Below are 18973 nucleotides of genomic sequence, written 5' to 3' on the forward strand. Positions count from 1 at the left end.
AGGTACGTTTATTTTTCAGGGAACTTTTTGTTGAGTATGGATTACACTATTCCGGCCATTTCGGAATCCCCGATTATGGATGTTTTTCCTTATTTCTCTGGCGAAGAAGACGAATTGGAGCAAATTGAAAAGTTCAATGCACTGAAAGCTTCCAAACCTGAAAATGCCGTGGAAGCATAAGACACCATGGAATTTGATGCCGAGGTTGTGGCGGAGAGTTATAGATTGTAAAACATATTGGAATTGTGAAGAGGCTTTTTAGGCCTCTTTTTTGTTAAATAAACTTTCGCGCAATCCTGTTTATTAGTCATTTAATTATTTAAAAAAGATGTTATTTTAAAATAAACAACATTGTTACATTGTAATTCAACTATTTAATTAACTTTGTAATTCAAAGTACTTTCAATTTAAAAACAAATAATGATGAAAATTAAAACAGAAATTAATGACTTTACCAACAAAATTGGTGTGATAAGTAGTATTGTAGTTACGTTGTTGAGCACCTTAATGCTCGTGAGTTCACTAGTAGGAAGTGAATTTGATTATGATAAATTCGAATTTTTATGTTTTTTCAATATTATAATTGAATTCCTTTTTGGAGTGATTGTTGCTTTTAATGTGCTAAAAAACAAAGAAAAATACCAACATCTTATTCCATTTTTATTTCTTAATTGGTTTATTGGTTGCTTCTCCACTAATGTTTTTATTAATGTTTTTGAAAATTTACCGATTTGGGTCTATGTGGTTACTTTTTTGTTTTGCTTATCAAATTTTGCAATTTACAGTAACTTCAAACATAAGTATTTAAATACAGCGTTGTATTTTACAAACGGATGTTCTTATTTACTCATTTTATATTACGCAATTTATCTCATTCCATTTGCACCAATTTCTTGCATAGGTATTTTGGCTTTAGGGCTAGGTTTTTATGGACTCGTACCAATGATCGTTCTTATAAGTCATACAGTAATTTTGATTCAGAACTTTATTGAAAACAGAGAAAATGGATTTGCTTTTGGAACAGGAATTGGAATAGTTTGTGTTGGTTTTGCAATTTTCGCAGTATTATTAAATATAGAAAGTCAGAAGATTTCAAAAAATACCATTACTAATTCTTTTGAGAAAGTAAATACAGATTTACCTCAATATATTACCATTTCACAGAATCTAAAACCTAATTTTTTTAACGAAATTCTCCTCAAAAAGAATATTGTTTTCATTGCTTCTGATGATTTTTTTCAGTTTATAAATTTTGATTCTTTTGGAAATATCAAGCAGTACAATGAACGAAAAACACATAACCCAATTATAAATTTGGCTTATTTATTTACGTCAAGATTAGATTTAAGTGCAGACGACAGAATAAACATTCTAAAATCTAATTTTGACAAGCGATTGGAGACCGAAGAACAATTGTGGGATGGCAAAGATTTGTTTACCAAAAACATCAAAGAAGACGTGAAAATTTATGCTAAAGACCGTTTGGCATATACTGAAATTACTATGGATATTGCCTGTGCAGAAAAAACATGGGGAGATAAAGAGGCTATATATTTGTTTCAGCTTCCCGAAGGTGCTGTAGCAACTTCCTTGTCATTATGGGTAAATGGAATGGAACGGAAAGGAGTTTTGACTACGAAAGAAAAAGCAAAAAAAGCCTACAATCAAATTGTGGGAGTCGAATCACGAGATCCTTCATTGATGCAATGGAGAGAGGGAAATAAAGTAGTTGTTCGTGTTTTTCCGATACGTTATGATTTGCCAAGAACTTTTAAATGTGGTTTTACAACACCATTAAAAGTGGAGAACAACACGATGAAATATTTAAGTTTAGATATCAAAGGACCTAATATAAATGGTGCCAAAACTATTTCAAGGATTCAAATGGCAGGTAACGAAAAGTTTGAAACCAGTAAGGATTTTGAATTTGAAAAAGGTTTTTATACAAATGAATCAACAGGATTAGATGCTTGGGAAGCAGAAGTGCCTATGACCAACAACGTATTTTCAACTGCTTTTATCTGGAAAAATAAAGCCTATAAAATCAACGAAATTCAGAAACAAAAGATAACTTTCAAACCAAGTGAAATTATTTTAGATTTGAATAGCAGCTGGACAAAAAACGAAATTGAAAGAATAGTTAATCAAACCAATAAAAACTTTTTTGTATGGAATAACAATCAAAAGCAATCCATAAATAGCACCAACTATGAAACTGTTTTTGCTCAATTTGAAAACTTGACTTATTCGTTATTGCCTCTTTATAGACTGAAAGAAAATAGTTTGGTCATCACTAAATGTGGTACTATTTCTGCAAATTTTGAAGAATTAGAAACATCCGATTATCTAAAAAAATTAAAAGAAAGAACCCAGCAAAAAAATATAAAAGTGATTAATATTTCAGAAAATTTGAATCCGTTTTGGCAAACCGTAAAAGAGCAAAAAATAGTTTCTTATTTAAAAATCGATTTGAATAAATGTCTAAAGTTAATTCAAGAAAATCAATTTTTGGAATTCAAAACACTAGAAAACACCATTAATGTTGAGCCTGCAAATATGGCAATTCAGGAAACGGAAATAGATTCAAAAAATCAAAATAATGGTTCCAATCATATTTATAGAATGTATGCTTTTGGAAAAGTTTTACAAGAACAAGTTGCGATGCAAAATGATTCTTTGAAAGAAAATAAATTTGTGCATTTAGCAAAAGATGCCAATATTGTAACTCCAATTTCGTCCCTGATTGTTCTGGAAACGGATGAAGATTACAAGAATAATGGAATCGAAAAAAATGTAAATACACTTGGGAATGCCTCTATAAATAATGACGGAGCAGTTCCGGAACCACACGAATGGCTGCTAATTATCATTGGGCTAACAACTGTTTTCCTTTATTATAGAAAACAAAAAATGGTAAATTAATGAATAATTTATTTTCTGAATATAAAATAGGAATAGGGATTCTTGCAATTTGTTGCCTTTTTGCAATAAATTATAATGTTATCCTTTTTGGTTTAGACAATGACTTTTTTGGAATCGTTTTTTCTGCTTTACTATTTGTTTTTGGAAGCAGAAAAACGAATTTCAAAATCAATTATTTGTTGATTGCATTGATTTTTATTTTTGAATTTGTGAGTTATAGGTTGCATACTCAATCATTGCATTTCCTATCCTTAATTCTATTTTTATGTTTGATTTTTTACAGTTTTACTGGTAAATTTTCGTTTGTAGCCTTTATTTGTATTTTGTTGTTTTCAACCATCTTCAATAAATTTTTTGAGCATCTGACTTCCGAAATTAAACAAGGATTGTGTTATGCGGTTTTTTTAACTTTAAAAAATTTTATGGCTCTGGATAGGATAGAAGGAGTCAATTTTTATAGCAACAATGCCAAAATTACAATTGATACGGCTTGTATGGGATTATCAATGTTCAAAACAGGTTTGTTGACAGGGGCAATTTTATTGACATTAGAAGAAAAGAAACAACAAAAATATTTCGGCATAATTCCGATTGTTGCATTTTGTTTTATTGTGATTGTATTGAATGTCATTTCTAATTATTTTAGGATTGTGACTTTGGTCATTTTAGGTTGCACGCAAGAAAACACATTACACCATTTGGTTGGTTTGTTATGTTTCGGAATGTATCAAATTCTTCCAATGGTATTCATTATACGCTATTTTAAGCCGAAAATTAATGAAATTGAAGTCACCAATTTTCAATTCAAAAGAATTCCAATTATTTTGACTTTTGGAGTTCTATTTCTAACTAGTATGGAAGTAAAAAGTTTGCAAAAGAATGATTTATTGAAAAATCTGAATCCAAAATATAATGTCAAAAATGGTATGTGGGTTAACGATGAAGTATTTAAAATCTCAACACCAAATAAACTTATTTACATCAAAACTCCATCACACAAACCCCTAATTTGTTGGACTGGAAATGGCTACACCATCACTGAATCGAAAGAGATTTTAATAGGAAATGAAAAAATTTGGTATAATAAAATGGAAAAAAATAATATTCAATACCAATCAATCTGGTGGTATGAATGCAGAGAGAAAAAATATACATCATTCCTGGAAGTGATGTGCATGAAATTGATTTACAACAAGCCTATTCGATTGGTAAATGAAACAAATAAAATTTAAAAATGATTTTATAAGTATTTCTTAAACAGTTGTTGTCTAAATAAAGCGCTTTACTTTTGTTGGTGTTCAAGCGGGATGTGCTCGTTAGCAGGGAGAAAGCATCTTGTTTATTGGTGATTTGTTTGAAAATATCGCCAGTTCTATATATTGTACTCTAGAAGAAGAAATGTATTTGAGTAAATAACAACTCAGATTTAAAATATAAAAAAAGCCTCAAAATCTATTGATTTGAGGCTTTTTTTGTTAAAAACGAATCTCTTATTTTATAATTACCTTTTTAGATACATCATCCACTTTTAAAACATAAGTTCCTGAAGTTAAATTTGGTAAAACAATTTGATTGTCTTTAATTTCAGAGGACTTGAAACTTTTAACCAGTCTGCCTGTAATATCAAACAATTGTATTATTTCAGGATTTACCGCATTTTCGATATGTAAAAAATTGGTTGCAGGATTAGGGTAAATTACAAGTTTATTATTTGCAGGATTATTTATATCTTCTAATCCTAAAAATGGATCTGTTATTTTAACTATTTTATGAGTACTGGAACCTGTGCTTACATATAAAGCTCCATTATAAATCGCCATTTGGGAAGGAGTATCATAATCAACATTAAATCTAAAGAATAGTGTTTGATCACCGTCTACACCTCCAGCTGGGAAGCGAAAAATTCTATTTTGTGAACCAGTTGAAATATACAAATCTCCATTTGAAGCATAAACAAGATTAGCAGGACTATTCATTCCGGAAATCATTATACTAACAACTCCTGAAGGAGTTATTTTTTTAATTGCACCATCAATTTTGTCTGCTACAATTAAATTACCTGCTTTGTCGAAAGCCAATCCGTTTGGTGTTGTAAAGCCAGTAGCAAAGGTTGAGGTTGTTCCGGCTACCGTTCTTTTTTTTATATCACCAGAATTAGCTTCTGAATAATATACATTTCCAGCTGCGTCAATAGCAATTCCATAAGGACTACCTGTTGCAGGATAAGAGGTTACAATTCCCGCTGGGGTTACTTTTGCAATTTCGTTACCAAAATTGCCGGATCCTGCTATCCAAAGATTTCCACTGGCATCAAAAGTAATCTGTTGTGGGGAAGCATTTACTGCAGCAAAGTTGCTTTGCGTAAGGGATGGAGTGATTTTAGTTACTTTATAGGCGTTATAATCTGCAACATATAAGTTTCCTGAGCCATCAAATGCAATTCCTGTAGGAACCCCTTGTCCAGTTACGTAGTCGGTAATAGTTTGTGCATTGATGCTAAATGTAGTCAAGAAAGCTAAGAGTAATGTTTTTTTCATTTTATGATTTTTAAATTTCTGTAAAAATAAGTATTTTATTATAAAAAAAATATTCTTTTTATAAGAAATTTTTTTATAATGCTTGATAAAGCCTAGTTCTATTTCAGCAGAAAATGTATTTGTATAAATGATTATCAAAATTCAGAAAATGTCCTGTCGTGAAATAACTATACAGGTTATTAAATAAATCCTGTTGACAAAATAGGATGATTATTCTTAAATCGGAGAGAAGAGTATTTCTTCTTTATGGTTTGTTTTAGTCGAAATTCTAGTCTCTTTTAGACAACTGCCTTTTTCGTCTTTGGTTTCGCAGTTTACCAAAACCTCGTCAACAAGGTTGCCATTTTTGTCCTTGGTGACAATTTTGGTGAGTTCCTTGTTCTTATAATAAAAATACTGCGTATGGAAAGTGGTGAAATTATCCACTATTTTATTGATGGTTCCATCCGAGTTATAATGGTAAATGGCTTCGTTTCGTTTGTATTGTTTTTGGGTGTAGCAGCTGATGCGTTCGCGTTGATCGGGTTTCCAGCGTGTTTTGCAGTAATACCGTTCCTTGTCGGGATAGGATTCCAGCACAAACCATAATTTCTTTTTGGTTTCTTGCAATAGATTGCCCAGTGAATCAACCGTTTTGGAGTATTTGATGCGGCCATTTCCGGTAAAGACCATTTGCTTTTTCTGCAAAAGCTTTTTCTGGTTATTCACCACCACATAGGTTTCTTCCGTAGCCGATTTTATTCCTTCCGGCAGCATTCGCGTCTTGGTGTACTTTTTTGTGGCACAGGATTGTAGGGTCAAGAGCAGGATGAAAAACAATAAAACTCTCATAATCAGGATTATTTTATTATGGAATGGTTAAAAGAACTCACCAGACTCAAGTTTTATCTTTTATTGAACAAGAAATTTAATTTCTGGTCAGTGTATTTTTCAAATTTTCGGTCGGAAGAAATCAAAATCAATTGTTGGTATTCAATAAATAACGACTCATTTTTATTTTAAAACGGCTAGCATATCCAATATTTTACCTTCTCCTTTATTGTTCAGCATAGCCAACCAAGTTTTGGACATCTTTGGCGTTTGCTTTTTTTCGGCTGCTTGTTTTGGTTCGGTGTTTTTTTCTTTCGTTTTCATAAAAAAAAGAGTTTGATTTATAAAGGTACAAAATGTTTTTAGTTGCCATAAAAAAAATAGTGGTTCAAATGGAGGCTAACTGTTTGAATATGATTTTTTTTGGTTTGTTGTTTTGCATTTGTGGCGTTCACGAGCGGGACGTTCGCGTACAATGTCATTAAGTTAAAGGATTTTATCGATGATTTTGTCATTCTGACGAAGGAAGAATCCCAACAAACGTGAGCAACTCACACGAGATTCCTCCTTCGTCAGAATGACAAATAAAACTTAACTTAATGACATTACGTTCGCGTAAGCGGGGAAGAGGCTTTTTATGCCTCTTTTTTTGTCTGTAGGTTGCAAGTTATAGGTAGCTTTGAGAAGTGTTTTGTTATAGCTTCATTTGAAGCCATATATTTACAATACAAGTCTAAAAAATATTGATTTTTAATATGTTAACTCAAAATTTTATTTATATTTGATGTGCTATTAATCTTAAAAAAAAACTTATGGCAATTACAAATCTAAACAATCAGCATCTATCGGCAGCAGAAATTACGACTGCAAAAGAGGCTTTGTCAGCGTTAGAGACTGCGCTGTTACCCATTAATTTAACCCTGACGTCAGAAGACCGTCAGAAATATGGTAGTATCAATGAGCAAAACAAGCTTTTTGTAAACAAAGTCAATGATTATCATCAGAACCAATCTCAGCTTGGAACAACACAAGTGGACTGGTCAGAGTTTGAAAAAGACTATTCCAGTCGTCTCGTGATGGAGAATATTATCTCTAGGCTAGAAAGCATTGTGACCAAGCTGAATAATGCCAAAATCCTACACGATTACGACAATTATCAGGCCGCACTTACGGATTATGCTTACGCTAATTTTATGGCAGGTACGGGTGCCGATGGCTATGAAACCAAGATGAACGACCTAAAACAGTTCTTTATGAAAACCGCTGCCAAGGTCAATTCTACTGATCCGAAGTAGTAAATTAACCCTTTCTCGGGGTTCCAGAATGGTCGGTTGTGGTTTCCTAACCCCAACTTTGAGGTCTGTAACCCCAACTTTGGGGTTTCCAACCGCAATTTTGGGGTTAACCAACCGTAACGATGGGGTTCAGAACCCCAAAATTTGAGTCCAGAACCCCAACGGACTAGTAAAACACTCCAACAGATTATTCCGCAACCCCAACCTAGGATTCTCGAACCCCAACTGATCTATAAAAGACCCCAACAGACCAGTTCAAGACCCCAAATTTGAGGTTCTCCAATCCCAATGGACTAGTAAAAGACCTCAACAGATTATTCCGCAACCCCAAGTTTAGATTCTCGAACCCCAACGGAGGAGTAAAAGACCTCAACAGATTATTCCGCAACCTCAAATTTGAGGTTCTACAACCGCAACGGATTAGTAAAAGACCTCAAGGGATTATTCCGCAACCTCAAATTTAGATTCTCGAAGGAGGAAACGTTTTTCTTAGGATGCTTCGTATAGCACACTCGATAGTTAAGAATATTTATTTTTTAAGGAATACTTCGGGGAGGGGGGGATAAACTTGTGAAAATAATGTTTCTATTTACCTTAACACCAGCAATAACAAGCAGCCGCTGCTAGTTTCTATTACTTATTAATGAAAGATTTCTAATTCTAACTCCTTAAAAGTTTTGGTTTTTTCTGTTATGAGTGGACACATTGTATCTCTTAAAAAACTGTTTGTGTTATTACCTCCGTCTTTAATATCTAAAATTCTCTTTAGAGCTACAACAATGTCTCCGCTAGCAGATTTAATGTCGTCACTTGGGTTTTTACGTTTTACACTTGCTTTGATTGCTGTTTGCTTCGCTAGCAAACATTCGTCAAGCTTTTCATTTACCCAGTTTGAATCACAAAGCAATTCAATAATTTCATCATCTAGTAAATAGCTCTCAATGTGTCTTCGCTTAAGGGTTTTGATGTCCATAGTTGCTAGCTCTTCAATTTCTCTTTTACTTTTGCCATCTCGATCAACAACTTTAATAATTTTTGATGACTTTAAAATTGATGAAACAATATTGATAGACTGGTTTTCAATATTTTCAATCTCATTACATGAACCAACTGACACAAATCTTGTTAAAGGATATTTGTCTTCAAAAATATTTGAGAAGACTTGTGCATCAAAGTCTTTAATTTTTCTTCCTTGAGAGGAACCCTCACAAAAAACTAAAGTCTCAGGCGCAATAAGTTTTGAAAAATCAGCTAATGCCAACTCAAAAAATTTATCCCAGATTGACTTATTTATTTTTGAGGGCTTAATGATTTGTGAAACATCAAAGTCGAGATTGTCAAAGTTTAAAAATACAACGCTTCCTGGGTTTTCTTTTTCAATTTCTTCCGCTTGATTTAGCATGCCGATCGAATGAGTACTTATCCACAATTGAGATTTTTCGGGAAGAAGCCTAACTAATTCTTTAAGCAATTTTGCTTGTAATCTTGTGTGCATATGTGCCTCTGGTTCATCAATACAAAAAATTGCCTCAGGAAAATATTTAGTTTTTATAATTAAATCAAGTACTAAGTCGAAAACCGATTTTTCTCCAGCGGACAAGTTTTTATAGTGAAAATCTTTTGCATTGCCTTTTTCAAAATAAAAACTACCGTCTGACAAAGGATCGCCAATAGAGCTAAGATTCAAATCCTCAAAAATACGCTGTAAAGAGTTTCTAATATTGCCTATTATCTCATCTCGGAATTGTTGAACGGATTTGGAATCATTTTTATAATTAAAAACTCCTTCAAGTGTTTGAGAAATTAATCTATGGTAATTTTCTGATACAGTAACGTCGTTAATATTTAATTTGGCAAGTTTTGGATTTTCAGTTGGATTGTTTTGATTTTTAAGCTCACTAATCTTAAAATCTGGTTCGTTCCTATATGCTGTCCTAAAGTAAAACTTTCCTTTAATTTCGTCTTTCGTAATTTCTTCGACATCGTGAAATTCAATTTGCACTTTGTTATCATACCAGTAATTTCCTTCAGAGATGGCTCCCTTCTTTTCCAGATAATCTTTTTCGCCAGTTTGTGTAAATCCTTTATAACGATACCAATGATTAAAAGCCTCTAGTAGAGACGATTTTCCAGATCCATTTGGACCTACAAGCAAAATTAATCTAGTTTGCTCTGGAATGTCTTTGATTTCAAGATCAGTGAATCTCTTGAAATTATGAATTATTATGTTGTTTATTTTCATATTGTTATTCTGTAATAGCCACTAACTTATAAATAAGACTGACGATGTCCAACTTATCACCCCTAAATTGGGTTACTTTGTCTGACAAACATCATTATTTATCTTCTTCCAAATATATAAAAATAATCTTAAAAAATAAACCGCAAATTCGCAAATTATACCAAGCCTTCAATGCTTAATAATTTGCGAATTTGCGGTTTAAAAATTTATGAAACTACTTATCGAATCCCTTTTACAAACTCCCCGATTTTTCCAGAACCATTTTCTTTTAAGTGCGTGATAAAAGCACTTCCTATAATCGCGCCTTTGGCAAATTGCGTGGCTTGATTGAAAGTTTCCTGATTACTAATTCCAAAACCGATGATTTGTGGATTTTTCAGGTTCATGTCGGCGATGCGTTTGAAATAAGCTTCCTGTGTGCTTCCAAAACCGGATTGTGAACCCGTAACACTTGCCGAACTTACCATGTAAATAAAGCCATCCGAAACGCTGTCGATAAAACGAATGCGCTCGTCCGAGGTTTGTGGCGTAATCAGGAAGATGTTTTTGAGTCCGTATTTGTCGAAAGTGGCTTTGTATTCGTCGGCATATACATCAACGGGAAGGTCTGGAATGATTAGGCCGTCGATGCCGATTTCGGCACATTTCTGGCAAAAAGCTTCAACACCATATTGCAACATCGGGTTGAAATAACCCATAATTACCAACGGAATTGATACCGTTTTTCGAATAGCTGCCAGTTGGTCAAACAAAACCTGAGTGGTCATACCGTTGTGCAAAGCTTGGGTCGAACTCGCTTGAATTGTTGGGCCATCGGCCAAGGGATCGCTGAACGGCAGTCCGATTTCGATCATGTCGACACCGTTTTTTTCCAAGTCTTGGATGATTTGTACAGTATCATTCAAACTGGGATAACCCGCCGAAAAATAGATGGAAAGTATTTTTTTGTCTTCTTGTAATTTTTGGTTTATTCTGTTCATTTTTTTATTTTTTCAGATTCTGAATCTGCTCTTATTTCTTATAGTTTATTTTTTCGAACCTAAGCGTCGGTTTTTTTTGCCACGGATTTCAAAGATTTTCACAGATTTTTGTTTGTTTAAATTTGTGCTTTTATTTCATTATAGCGCAGCACTATAAACCCAAACCGTTTCGCTGGAATGCAATTGCACTTGGATGCGTTTGTAATGCATTCCTTCGTATTTGTCGGCCAGTTCCAGGTCTCGTTCGCTGAGTTGGTAGCAGATTCCGTCGATGCTGTCCTCCGGGTTTTGGGTTTCGGCGATGATGGGATATTGGATGATTCCAAATTCTTCTTCGATAGGGATTCCCTTTACGGCATAGCCTATCAATTTGTCGGGAGTTCCTTTCAGCACGCGTCCAAAAACTCTTTCTTGAATCTCTTTGTCTTTTAATGTTCCGTAAGCAAATAAATTTTCCATTTTTTACTGGTATTAATAATGACTCCTGTTGTGTTTTGCTTTAGTGGACTTTTTTCAATTGCCACGGGTTTAAACCCGTGGCAATTGAAAAAAGCGAAAACGCCCAATTATAATTTAAAATAATCTATATAAGTACTCAAATCTTTGTCGCCACGACCCGAAAGGCTGATGACCACGACATCGGTTGGTTTAAATTTTCTTTCTTTTAGGACTGACAAAGCGTGCGAGGATTCGATGGCGGGAATGATGCCCTCGAGCTTGCTTAATTCAAGACCGGATTGCATCGCATCATCATCGGTTACGGAGAAAAACTCCGCACGTCCGGTTTGAGCCAAGTGTGCGTGCATTGGTCCAACACCTGGGTAATCGAGTCCAGCCGAAATCGAATAAGGCTCGGTAATTTGACCATCGGGAGTTTGCATCAAAAGGGTTTTGCAACCGTGAATCACACCTACTTTTCCGAGTTTGCTCGTGGCGGCACTGTGTCCAGAATTCACTCCTTTTCCAGCTGCTTCGACGGCGATGATACCTACTTTTTCTTCGTCTAGGAAATGGTAAAAAGTTCCTGCGGCATTACTTCCTCCACCGATGCAAGCTACAACATAATCAGGGTTTTCACGTCCTTCTTTTTCCTGTAATTGCCATTTTATTTCTTCGGAAATGATGCTCTGGAAACGAGTCACCATATCAGGATAAGGATGTGGGCCAATGGCAGAGCCAATGATATAATGCGTATCAACCGGATTATTAATCCAGTCGCGGATGGCTTCGTTGGTGGCGTCTTTCAAGGTACGTGAACCCGAAAGTGCAGGTCGAACTTCGGCTCCCAACATTTTCATACGCGCCACGTTGGGTGCTTGGCGTTCGATGTCGATTTCGCCCATATAAACAATACATTCCAATCCCATCAAGGCACAAACCGTAGCTGTTGCCACTCCGTGTTGTCCTGCTCCAGTTTCGGCAATGATACGTTTTTTACCTAGTTTTTGAGCAACCAATATTTGTCCAACAGTGTTGTTGATTTTGTGTGCTCCTGTATGGTTTAAATCTTCTCTTTTGAGATAGACTTTGGTGTTGTATTTTTCTGAAAGTCTTTTGGCAAAATACAAAGGACTCGGACGACCCACATAATCTTTTAGCAGCTGGTCGAATTCTTTTTTGAAATCGGGTTGGGCTGTGATTTCAAGATATTTTTGGCGTAATTCCTCTACATTTGGATATAACATTTCGGGGATGTAAGCTCCTCCAAATTCTCCGTAATAGCCTTTTTCGTTAACGTTGTATGACATTTTTATTTATTTATGTTTTGTGACAATTCGAAAATTGTCTTTACAAGATTTATATTTTTTAATCCAGGTTCTATTTCAAATTTACTGTTTACGTCAATGGCATAAACGGGTAAATTGGTTTTCAAAATTTCATTAACAGCCTCCATTTCTTCTAATCCGATTCCTCCACTTAGGAAAAAAGGTTTGGTTGATGGATAATTTTCCAATACTTTCCAATCGAAAGTGGTACCGTTTCCGCCGGGCAATTTTCCTTTGGTATCAAAAAGAAAATAATCACACATCTTTTCGAATGGTTTTAATGCTGCGAAGTCAAAGGTATCTAAAATTGAAAATACTTTTATGACTTCTATCGCTTTTGGTGCATTTTTTTTTAAATTTTCGCAAAACGCTACCGATTCATCTCCGTGAAGTTGAACGGCTTGTAAATCGTGTTTTGTAATTTTATCCAGAATTTCCTCCAAAGAGGCGTTGACAAAAACTCCCACTTTCTTGATTGATTTCGGCAACTCGGGAATGATGCCGTCAAAATACCGTGCCGATTTTTCCCAGAATATAAAGCCCATATAATCGGGTAGGAGTGCGCCTACTTCGAGCATGTTTTCGGGGTATTTCATTCCGCAGATTTTAATCCCCACCCCAGCCCTCCCCGAAGGGGAGGGAGCCGAAGTATCTTGATGGTCTATTTGTTTTTTCATTTTAAGTTTGAACACAGATTTCAAAAAATTAATTCGTGTTAATTTGTGAAATTCGTGTCTTTATTTAATTGCTTAATAAATTCCGTTGCTGCTTTTCCAGCATTGTCTGTTTTCATGAAGTTTTCTCCAATCAAGAATCCTTTGTAACCATAAGGTTTTAGTTCGTTGATGGCTTCGATGGATGAAATCCCGCTTTCGGAGACTTTCACGAAATCATTCGGGATTTGGTTGGCCAATTGCTTGCTGAAATCCAGACTCACTTCGAAAGTTTTCAGGTTTCGGTTGTTCACGCCAATCATGTTCAAAGTCGGCATTATGGATTTTTCCAATTCTTCCAAATTGTGTACTTCCAACAACACTTCCAATCCCAAACCTTTGGCAAATTCTGATAATGATTTTATTTCTTCTCTTGTCAAAACCGCTGCAATTAGCAAAATCAAATCGGCTCCGTGGGCTTTGGCTTCCAATATTTGGTATTCGTCCACGATGAATTCTTTTCGCAATAACGGAATGTTTACCGAAGCTCTGGCCAAAAGTAAATCGTCCAATGAACCGCCAAAATACTTGCCATCCGTTAAAACCGAAATTCCGCAAGCGCCGGCACTTTCATATCCTTTTACCACTTCTTCGACCGTGAAACTGTAATTGATTTCGGCTTTGGAAGGCGAACGGCGTTTGTGTTCGGCGATGATTCCAGAGTTGCTGTTTTTTAAATTTTGGCTTAAAGAAATGGTCTTTTTTCCAAAGAAAACCGAAGCTTCCAATTGGGAAACTGGAATGATGGATTTCTTGAGAATGACTTCTCTTTTTTTGTCAACTATGATTCTATCTAAAATATTCATGTGTTTTATCTACTTAATTCTTGTAATTTATTCAAAGCCAAAAGTGCTTTTCCAGAAAGCAGGCTTTCTTTTGCCAATTGAAAACTTTCCAAAGGCGAAGTTCCATTCACCGTTGCAATGGCCATTGCGGCATTGGCACAAACCACGTTGTTTTGGGCTTCGTTTCCTTGACCAGAAATGATGTTCATGAACATTTCGGCCGATTCCTCGATGGTTTTTCCGCCTTCGATTTCGCTTTGCAACAATTGTCGAACGCCAAAATCAGCAGGATTTAGAACACCTTCTTTGGTATTGGAAATAAATTTGGTTGGACAAGTTAGCGAAACTTCGTCATATCCTTCCAATGAATGCAAAATAGTGAAATTTATATCCGTGTTTTGGTATAAATATCCGTACATTCTAGCCAGTTCCAAGTTGAAAACACCCACTGATTGATTTTTAGGAAATGATGGGTTTATCATTGGTCCCAACATATTAAAAAAGGTTCTGGCTCCTAATTCTTTTCGAATTGGTCCCACGTTTTTCATTGCTGGATGAAATAATGGTGCGTGCAAAATACAAATACCGGCTTGGTCGATGCACTTTTCCAGAAAAGCATTATCGTTACTGAATTTTACGCCCAATTTTTCCATTACATTACTCGAACCCGAAATGGATGAAACACCGTAATTACCGTGTTTCGCCACTTTGATTCCTGCTCCAGCAGCCACAAATGATGCCAAAGTCGAGATATTGAAAGTATCTTTGCCATCGCCACCGGTTCCGCATAAATCGATGGTGTTGTAGGCGGATAAATCTACCCGAACACACAAATCCAACAAGGCTTCGCGAAAGCCCGAAAGTTCATCAATACTGATGCTTCTCATCATATAAACGGTAAGAAAGGAAGCAATTTGGCTTGGATTGTAACTTCCGTTGGAAATGTTTACCAATACATTTTTGGCCTCTTCCTTGGAAAGTATTTCGTGATTGATCAGTCTGTTTAATATGGTTTTCATATTGTTTTTGTTTTTTATTATCAGCGTAGAGACGTTGCAGTAGAGACGTTGCAGTGGAACGTCTCTACGATTTTAACCAATTCTCCAAAATCTTCTTTCCGTTTGGTGTCAACACACTTTCAGGATGAAATTGTACACCACGAACATCAAACGTTTTATGACGCAAAGACATTACTTGCCCGTTTTCGTCGAAAGAAGTAGCTTCCAGAACATCAGGTAAATCGGCATCGACAACCCAAGAATGGTAGCGTCCCACTTCGAATTCATTTCCCAAGCCTTCGAATAAAAGTTCATCGTTAACCGATGTTTTTACCATTGAAGAAACGCCGTGATATACTTTATCTAAATTCGAAAGTGTTCCTCCAAAAACTTCTCCGATGGCTTGTTGACCCAAGCAAACTCCTAGAATACTTTTCGTTGGAGCGTATTTGGCAATCACCGTTTTTAATAAACCAGCTTCATCTGGAATTCCAGGTCCCGGAGAAAGTAATATTTTGTCGAAATGCGAGATTTCGTCGATATCAAATTCATCGTTTCTGTAAACGGTAACTTCGCAATCTAAATCTTCCAGATAATGCACCAAGTTGTACGTGAAGCTATCGTAATTGTCTATGACTAGTATTTTTTTCATTTTGTTTTTTATTTAAAACTTCAGGTTCTTGCTGTTGTGACTGAACACTGAACACTGATTACTTTTTTATATTGTCTCTGCCAAATCCAACGCTTTGTTCAGCGCCAATAATTTATTGTAAACCTCTTGCATTTCGCTCTCTTCATTTGAATCTGCCACAATTCCAGCACCGGCTTGTGAATGCAATTGGTGGTTTTTGCTCAGGAACGTTCGAATCATGATGGCGTGATTGAAGTTGCCTTCAAAATCCATAAAACCAATAGCACCTCCGTAAAAATTACGATTTGTTTTTTCGTAATCTTCTATCAATTGCATTGCTCTGTGTTTTGGTGCTCCGCTTAAAGTTCCTGCCGGGAATGTGTCGGCAACGACTTGCATCGTGGTGGCTTTTTCGTGTAAATGTCCCGTCACTTTGGAAACTAAATGAATTACGTGGGAGAAAAACTGAACTTCTCTGTATTTCTCCACTTGCACACCGTGTCCGTGACGGCTTAAATCGTTTCGAGCTAAATCGACCAACATCACGTGTTCGCTGTTTTCTTTTTTGTCTTCGGATAGATTTTTGGCTAAAACTGCATCTTTTTCATCGTCTCCAGTTCGTCTGAAAGTTCCAGCTATTGGATGAATTTCGGCTTTGCGGTTTTTGACAATGATTTGGGCTTCGGGTGAAGAGCCGAATATCTTGAAATCGCCATAATCAAAAAAGAATAGGTAAGGGGAAGGGTTGATGCTTCTCAAGGCTCTGTACACATTGAATTCATCGCCTTTGAAACCTTGGGTAAATCTTCTAGACAACACCAATTGGAACACATCGCCTCTATGACAATGTTTTTTGGCTAAAGCAACGTTGTGTTTGAATTCTTCGTCTGTTAAGTTGGATTTTCCTTCGCCTTCACGGGTAAATTTATAAGAGGCAATATTTCGGGATTGCAACAATTGTTCGATTTCCGAAATGTTGTTTTTTCCGTCCACGCTGTGACAGAAAATATAAGCTTCGTTTTTGAAATGATTGATGGCAATGATGTTTTGGTACACCGCATAATATACATCTGGAATGGTGGTTTCCTCGTCTTTTTTGGCGATGGTCACTTTTTCGAAATAACGTACGGCATCATAAGATATGTAACCAAACAATCCGTTGTTGATGAATTTGAAATCGTTTTTCTCGGATTGGAACTGTCCTGAAAATTCCTGGATTACTTGCGGAATATCAATGTTTTTGTCTATTGAAATAGTTTCAGAACTTCCGTCGGGAAAGGTTTTGAAAATGGTTTCGTTTTCGATTTTTATGGAAGCAATCGGGTTGCAACAGATATAGGAAAAACTGTTGTCGTTGCCGTGATAATCGCTACTTTCCAAAAGCAGACTGTTTGGATATTTGTCGCGAATTTTGAAATACACGCTTACGGGAGTAATCGTGTCGGCAAGGATTTGCTTGTAATTTGTATTTAAAATAAATGTTTTCATATTTCCTCCCCCAGCCCCTCCGAAGGAGGGGAGTGCCTATTGGGGTAAATAGGGTTTTAATTAATATTTTTTTTAGTTACTAATTTTTGATCTCGTCTCCCTCCCCTTCGGGAAGGGTTGGGGTGGGGAACAAAAAAAAGGCTTGTCGTGATGACAAGCCTTTTATATTTATAGTTTATACTACAGGTGCTTTGTTCACGACGATTGACGTAAATTGTTCCACCACCAAGTATTTTTTAAAATCGTTTTCATTCCACAAATATATAAATCAAATTTGATTATCCAAACAGTTTAAATAAAAAATACTATTTTTTCTAATTTTGTTAAATTAATTGTTGCTTGCCAGCACGCCGTTGTTTCGGGCTCTAAAGTCGGGTGTTTTCTTGAAGTCGGGACGCATGAATAATTCGACATTCTTCAATTTTGAAAATTCCAATGAAAAGGTGTCGCTGTTGTACCAGTTTACCAATTCGGGGTTGTTTGTGTCGGTTTCGCTTTGAACAACTCCATTGCATTGGTTGATTTGCAAATTCTGGATGTTTATTTTGGCAAGATTTGTTGGTATGCTCCCTATTTTATTCTCCAGCAAAATACAAGTGGTAAAGCCGTCAATAATGCTGTTGCTTAAACTGAAACAGCTTTTTTCCTTGATGTAAACGGCTTCCCTGACCAATCCTTGATTGTTGTCTTCCGTATTTAGCAGCGTGATGTTATTGGCCATTATTTTGGTTGATTTTTTATTTGGATCTGCATTCTCTATTTTGTCATAAGAGTCAATTTCGAAACATCTTGAGCCTGAAATATCCGAAGAATAGGGATTTCGAATGGCTAAACTGTTTGATATAGCACATTGGGCACCTTGGGTAAAATCAAAATCGTCGTCGGTTGCGCGAAAGGATATTAGATTATTGAAGTTGACCTCGCCGCCATAACATTCAAAGGAATCGTCGTTTGAAAAACTAATTTGGATGTAGTCCAGTTTAGTGCTTTTTCCAACACCGGCAAGCGATAATCCATTGAGTTCTTTGAGGGCATTAATTTTTCTGCCGGAATATTCAATCCGCACGTATTTCAATATGCCCGAATTGCTGTTTGGATTTTGACCACCATAATGACCAAGAGTTGAATCAAAATTGAAATCGAGGTAGCTGATTCCCCCGATTTTGTTTATGGGAGCTTCTCCGAGAACAACAATTCCTCCCCAGTCACCAGGTCTTCTTTCTGAAACATTATTATTGGAAGTAAAAACAATGGGATCCGTCGCCAAGCCCTCGGCCATGATTTTTGAACCTCTGGTAATCACGAGCGTACCGCAAGTTTCTTTATCTCCGCGTATGACGGTTCCTGGTTCTATTGTCAAAACGGCATTATTGGTTACGTAGACCGTCCCAATTAATTGATAGGTGTTGTTTTTTGTGAGTTTAATATCAGATTCTATGTTTCCAGTCAATATTTGATTGGCTTCGTCGTATTCTGTCGTGGCAGGTTTGAAATTTGTCCAGGAGTTGAGCCAATTGTTTTCGCCCGTAATTCCTTTAGTTTGTTGGGCATTTATGGGTGTAATTGTTATTAAAAAAATTATTGGGGCAAAAAATATTTTTTTCATAATGATGATTTAGTTTTTTCAAAATTACCATTAGAAAGAGGAAAATGTATTTGCTGTATGTTATCTGTTTGTGACCATTGGGTTATGAATAAAGCCAAAAGTTTTTAAAGAGTATCAATCATTTGCTGGTGGTTCATTATAAAAGACCTTGTTTGTACAAGGGATTTTAACTGGGTGTTTTGTGCCAAAAAGAAACCCCG

At 35.8% G+C, this 18973-nt stretch carries 17 protein-coding genes; 4 read left to right on the forward strand and 13 right to left on the reverse strand.

The features are described 5' to 3' along the window. The first annotated feature begins 36 nt into the window (after positions 1–36). The 3 genes from OZP13_RS02950 to xrtN all read left to right on the forward strand — a co-directional run bounded on the left by OZP13_RS02950 (position 37) and on the right by xrtN (position 4154). The gene (locus OZP13_RS02950; protein WP_269243770.1) at positions 37–180 is read left to right on the forward strand and encodes a hypothetical protein; all 144 of its coding nucleotides are present in this window, start codon (positions 37–39) and stop codon (positions 178–180) included. Positions 181–423: 243 nt separating this feature from the next. Next, a complete protein-coding gene (locus OZP13_RS02955; protein ID WP_281298604.1) occupies positions 424–2922 on the forward strand; it encodes an XrtN system VIT domain-containing protein in 2499 nt (832 codons plus the stop codon). Continuing rightward, entirely contained in the window at positions 2922–4154 is a 1233-nt protein-coding gene (gene xrtN / locus OZP13_RS02960) for an exosortase N (RefSeq protein ID WP_281298605.1), read from the forward strand. Before OZP13_RS02955 ends, xrtN begins: the two co-directional genes overlap by 1 nt. A 258-nt stretch (positions 4155–4412) precedes the next feature. On the opposite strand, the gene OZP13_RS02965 is transcribed toward xrtN, so the two are convergent. The 3 genes from OZP13_RS02965 to OZP13_RS02975 form a co-directional block, all read right to left on the reverse strand. Next, positions 4413–5459, reverse strand: coding sequence for a virginiamycin B lyase family protein (locus OZP13_RS02965; protein WP_281298606.1), 1047 nt, complete (start codon positions 5457–5459; stop codon positions 4413–4415). A 216-nt stretch (positions 5460–5675) separates the two neighbouring features. Beyond that, on the reverse strand, positions 5676–6290 hold the full coding sequence (locus OZP13_RS02970) for a hypothetical protein (RefSeq protein ID WP_269242257.1): 615 nt from the start codon (positions 6288–6290) through the stop codon (positions 5676–5678). 162 nt (positions 6291–6452) lie between these two features. Then, the gene (locus OZP13_RS02975) at positions 6453–6593 is read right to left on the reverse strand and encodes a hypothetical protein (RefSeq protein ID WP_281298607.1); all 141 of its coding nucleotides are present in this window, start codon (positions 6591–6593) and stop codon (positions 6453–6455) included. A 488-nt stretch (positions 6594–7081) separates the two neighbouring features. On the opposite strand from OZP13_RS02975, the gene OZP13_RS02980 reads away from it, so the two are divergent. After that, entirely contained in the window at positions 7082–7564 is a 483-nt protein-coding gene (locus OZP13_RS02980) for a hypothetical protein (RefSeq protein WP_269242258.1), read from the forward strand. A 640-nt stretch (positions 7565–8204) separates the two neighbouring features. Here the strand turns inward: OZP13_RS02980 and OZP13_RS02985 are convergent. The 10 genes from OZP13_RS02985 to OZP13_RS03030 form a co-directional block, all read right to left on the reverse strand. Continuing rightward, entirely contained in the window at positions 8205–9806 is a 1602-nt protein-coding gene (locus OZP13_RS02985) for an AAA family ATPase (protein WP_281298608.1), read from the reverse strand. A 218-nt stretch (positions 9807–10024) separates the two neighbouring features. Next, positions 10025–10786 (reverse strand): tryptophan synthase subunit alpha, encoded by a 762-nt coding sequence (gene trpA, locus OZP13_RS02990; RefSeq protein WP_281298609.1) that lies wholly within the window; start codon positions 10784–10786, stop codon positions 10025–10027. A 138-nt stretch (positions 10787–10924) separates the two neighbouring features. Next, complete coding sequence (locus OZP13_RS02995; RefSeq protein WP_269242260.1) at positions 10925–11245, reverse strand: gamma-glutamylcyclotransferase family protein; 321 nt, start codon at positions 11243–11245, stop codon at positions 10925–10927. Positions 11246–11352: 107 nt separating this feature from the next. Next, entirely contained in the window at positions 11353–12534 is a 1182-nt protein-coding gene (gene trpB / locus OZP13_RS03000) for a tryptophan synthase subunit beta (RefSeq protein WP_281298610.1), read from the reverse strand. 2 nt (positions 12535–12536) lie between these two features. Then, positions 12537–13229 (reverse strand): phosphoribosylanthranilate isomerase, encoded by a 693-nt coding sequence (locus OZP13_RS03005; protein ID WP_489886159.1) that lies wholly within the window; start codon positions 13227–13229, stop codon positions 12537–12539. A 38-nt stretch (positions 13230–13267) separates the two neighbouring features. Continuing rightward, complete coding sequence (gene trpC / locus OZP13_RS03010; protein ID WP_281298611.1) at positions 13268–14071, reverse strand: indole-3-glycerol phosphate synthase TrpC; 804 nt, start codon at positions 14069–14071, stop codon at positions 13268–13270. Positions 14072–14076: 5 nt separating this feature from the next. After that, positions 14077–15069 (reverse strand): anthranilate phosphoribosyltransferase, encoded by a 993-nt coding sequence (gene trpD, locus OZP13_RS03015; RefSeq protein WP_281298612.1) that lies wholly within the window; start codon positions 15067–15069, stop codon positions 14077–14079. Positions 15070–15133: 64 nt separating this feature from the next. Continuing rightward, entirely contained in the window at positions 15134–15700 is a 567-nt protein-coding gene (locus tag OZP13_RS03020) for an anthranilate synthase component II (RefSeq protein WP_269242263.1), read from the reverse strand. A gap of 66 nt (positions 15701–15766) precedes the next feature. Beyond that, on the reverse strand, positions 15767–17167 hold the full coding sequence (locus OZP13_RS03025) for an anthranilate synthase component I family protein (RefSeq protein ID WP_281298613.1): 1401 nt from the start codon (positions 17165–17167) through the stop codon (positions 15767–15769). A 328-nt stretch (positions 17168–17495) separates the two neighbouring features. After that, positions 17496–18773 (reverse strand): hypothetical protein, encoded by a 1278-nt coding sequence (locus tag OZP13_RS03030; protein ID WP_281298614.1) that lies wholly within the window; start codon positions 18771–18773, stop codon positions 17496–17498. Positions 18774–18973 lie beyond the last annotated feature (200 nt).

It is taken from the genome of Flavobacterium limnophilum, from assembly GCF_027111315.2.
Taxonomy (GTDB): Bacteria; Bacteroidota; Bacteroidia; order Flavobacteriales; family Flavobacteriaceae; genus Flavobacterium; species Flavobacterium limnophilum.

Coding starts and splice junctions, on each gene's coding strand:
- trpC (WP_281298611.1), bottom strand. CDS start 14,071: ATGAATATTTTAGATAGAATCATAGTTGACAAAAAAAGAGAAGTCATT.
- OZP13_RS02980 (WP_269242258.1), top strand. CDS start 7,082: ATGGCAATTACAAATCTAAACAATCAGCATCTATCGGCAGCAGAAATT.
- OZP13_RS02985 (WP_281298608.1), bottom strand. CDS start 9,806: ATGAAAATAAACAACATAATAATTCATAATTTCAAGAGATTCACTGAT.
- trpD (WP_281298612.1), bottom strand. CDS start 15,069: ATGAAAACCATATTAAACAGACTGATCAATCACGAAATACTTTCCAAG.
- OZP13_RS02950 (WP_269243770.1), top strand. CDS start 37: ATGGATTACACTATTCCGGCCATTTCGGAATCCCCGATTATGGATGTT.
- OZP13_RS02995 (WP_269242260.1), bottom strand. CDS start 11,245: ATGGAAAATTTATTTGCTTACGGAACATTAAAAGACAAAGAGATTCAA.
- trpB (WP_281298610.1), bottom strand. CDS start 12,534: ATGTCATACAACGTTAACGAAAAAGGCTATTACGGAGAATTTGGAGGA.
- OZP13_RS02965 (WP_281298606.1), bottom strand. CDS start 5,459: ATGAAAAAAACATTACTCTTAGCTTTCTTGACTACATTTAGCATCAAT.
- OZP13_RS03020 (WP_269242263.1), bottom strand. CDS start 15,700: ATGAAAAAAATACTAGTCATAGACAATTACGATAGCTTCACGTACAAC.
- trpA (WP_281298609.1), bottom strand. CDS start 10,786: ATGAACAGAATAAACCAAAAATTACAAGAAGACAAAAAAATACTTTCC.
- xrtN (WP_281298605.1), top strand. CDS start 2,922: ATGAATAATTTATTTTCTGAATATAAAATAGGAATAGGGATTCTTGCA.
- OZP13_RS02955 (WP_281298604.1), top strand. CDS start 424: ATGAAAATTAAAACAGAAATTAATGACTTTACCAACAAAATTGGTGTG.
- OZP13_RS03025 (WP_281298613.1), bottom strand. CDS start 17,167: ATGAAAACATTTATTTTAAATACAAATTACAAGCAAATCCTTGCCGAC.
- OZP13_RS03005 (WP_489886159.1), bottom strand. CDS start 13,229: ATGAAAAAACAAATAGACCATCAAGATACTTCGGCTCCCTCCCCTTCG.
- OZP13_RS02975 (WP_281298607.1), bottom strand. CDS start 6,593: ATGAAAACGAAAGAAAAAAACACCGAACCAAAACAAGCAGCCGAAAAA.
- OZP13_RS03030 (WP_281298614.1), bottom strand. CDS start 18,773: ATGAAAAAAATATTTTTTGCCCCAATAATTTTTTTAATAACAATTACA.
- OZP13_RS02970 (WP_269242257.1), bottom strand. CDS start 6,290: ATGAGAGTTTTATTGTTTTTCATCCTGCTCTTGACCCTACAATCCTGT.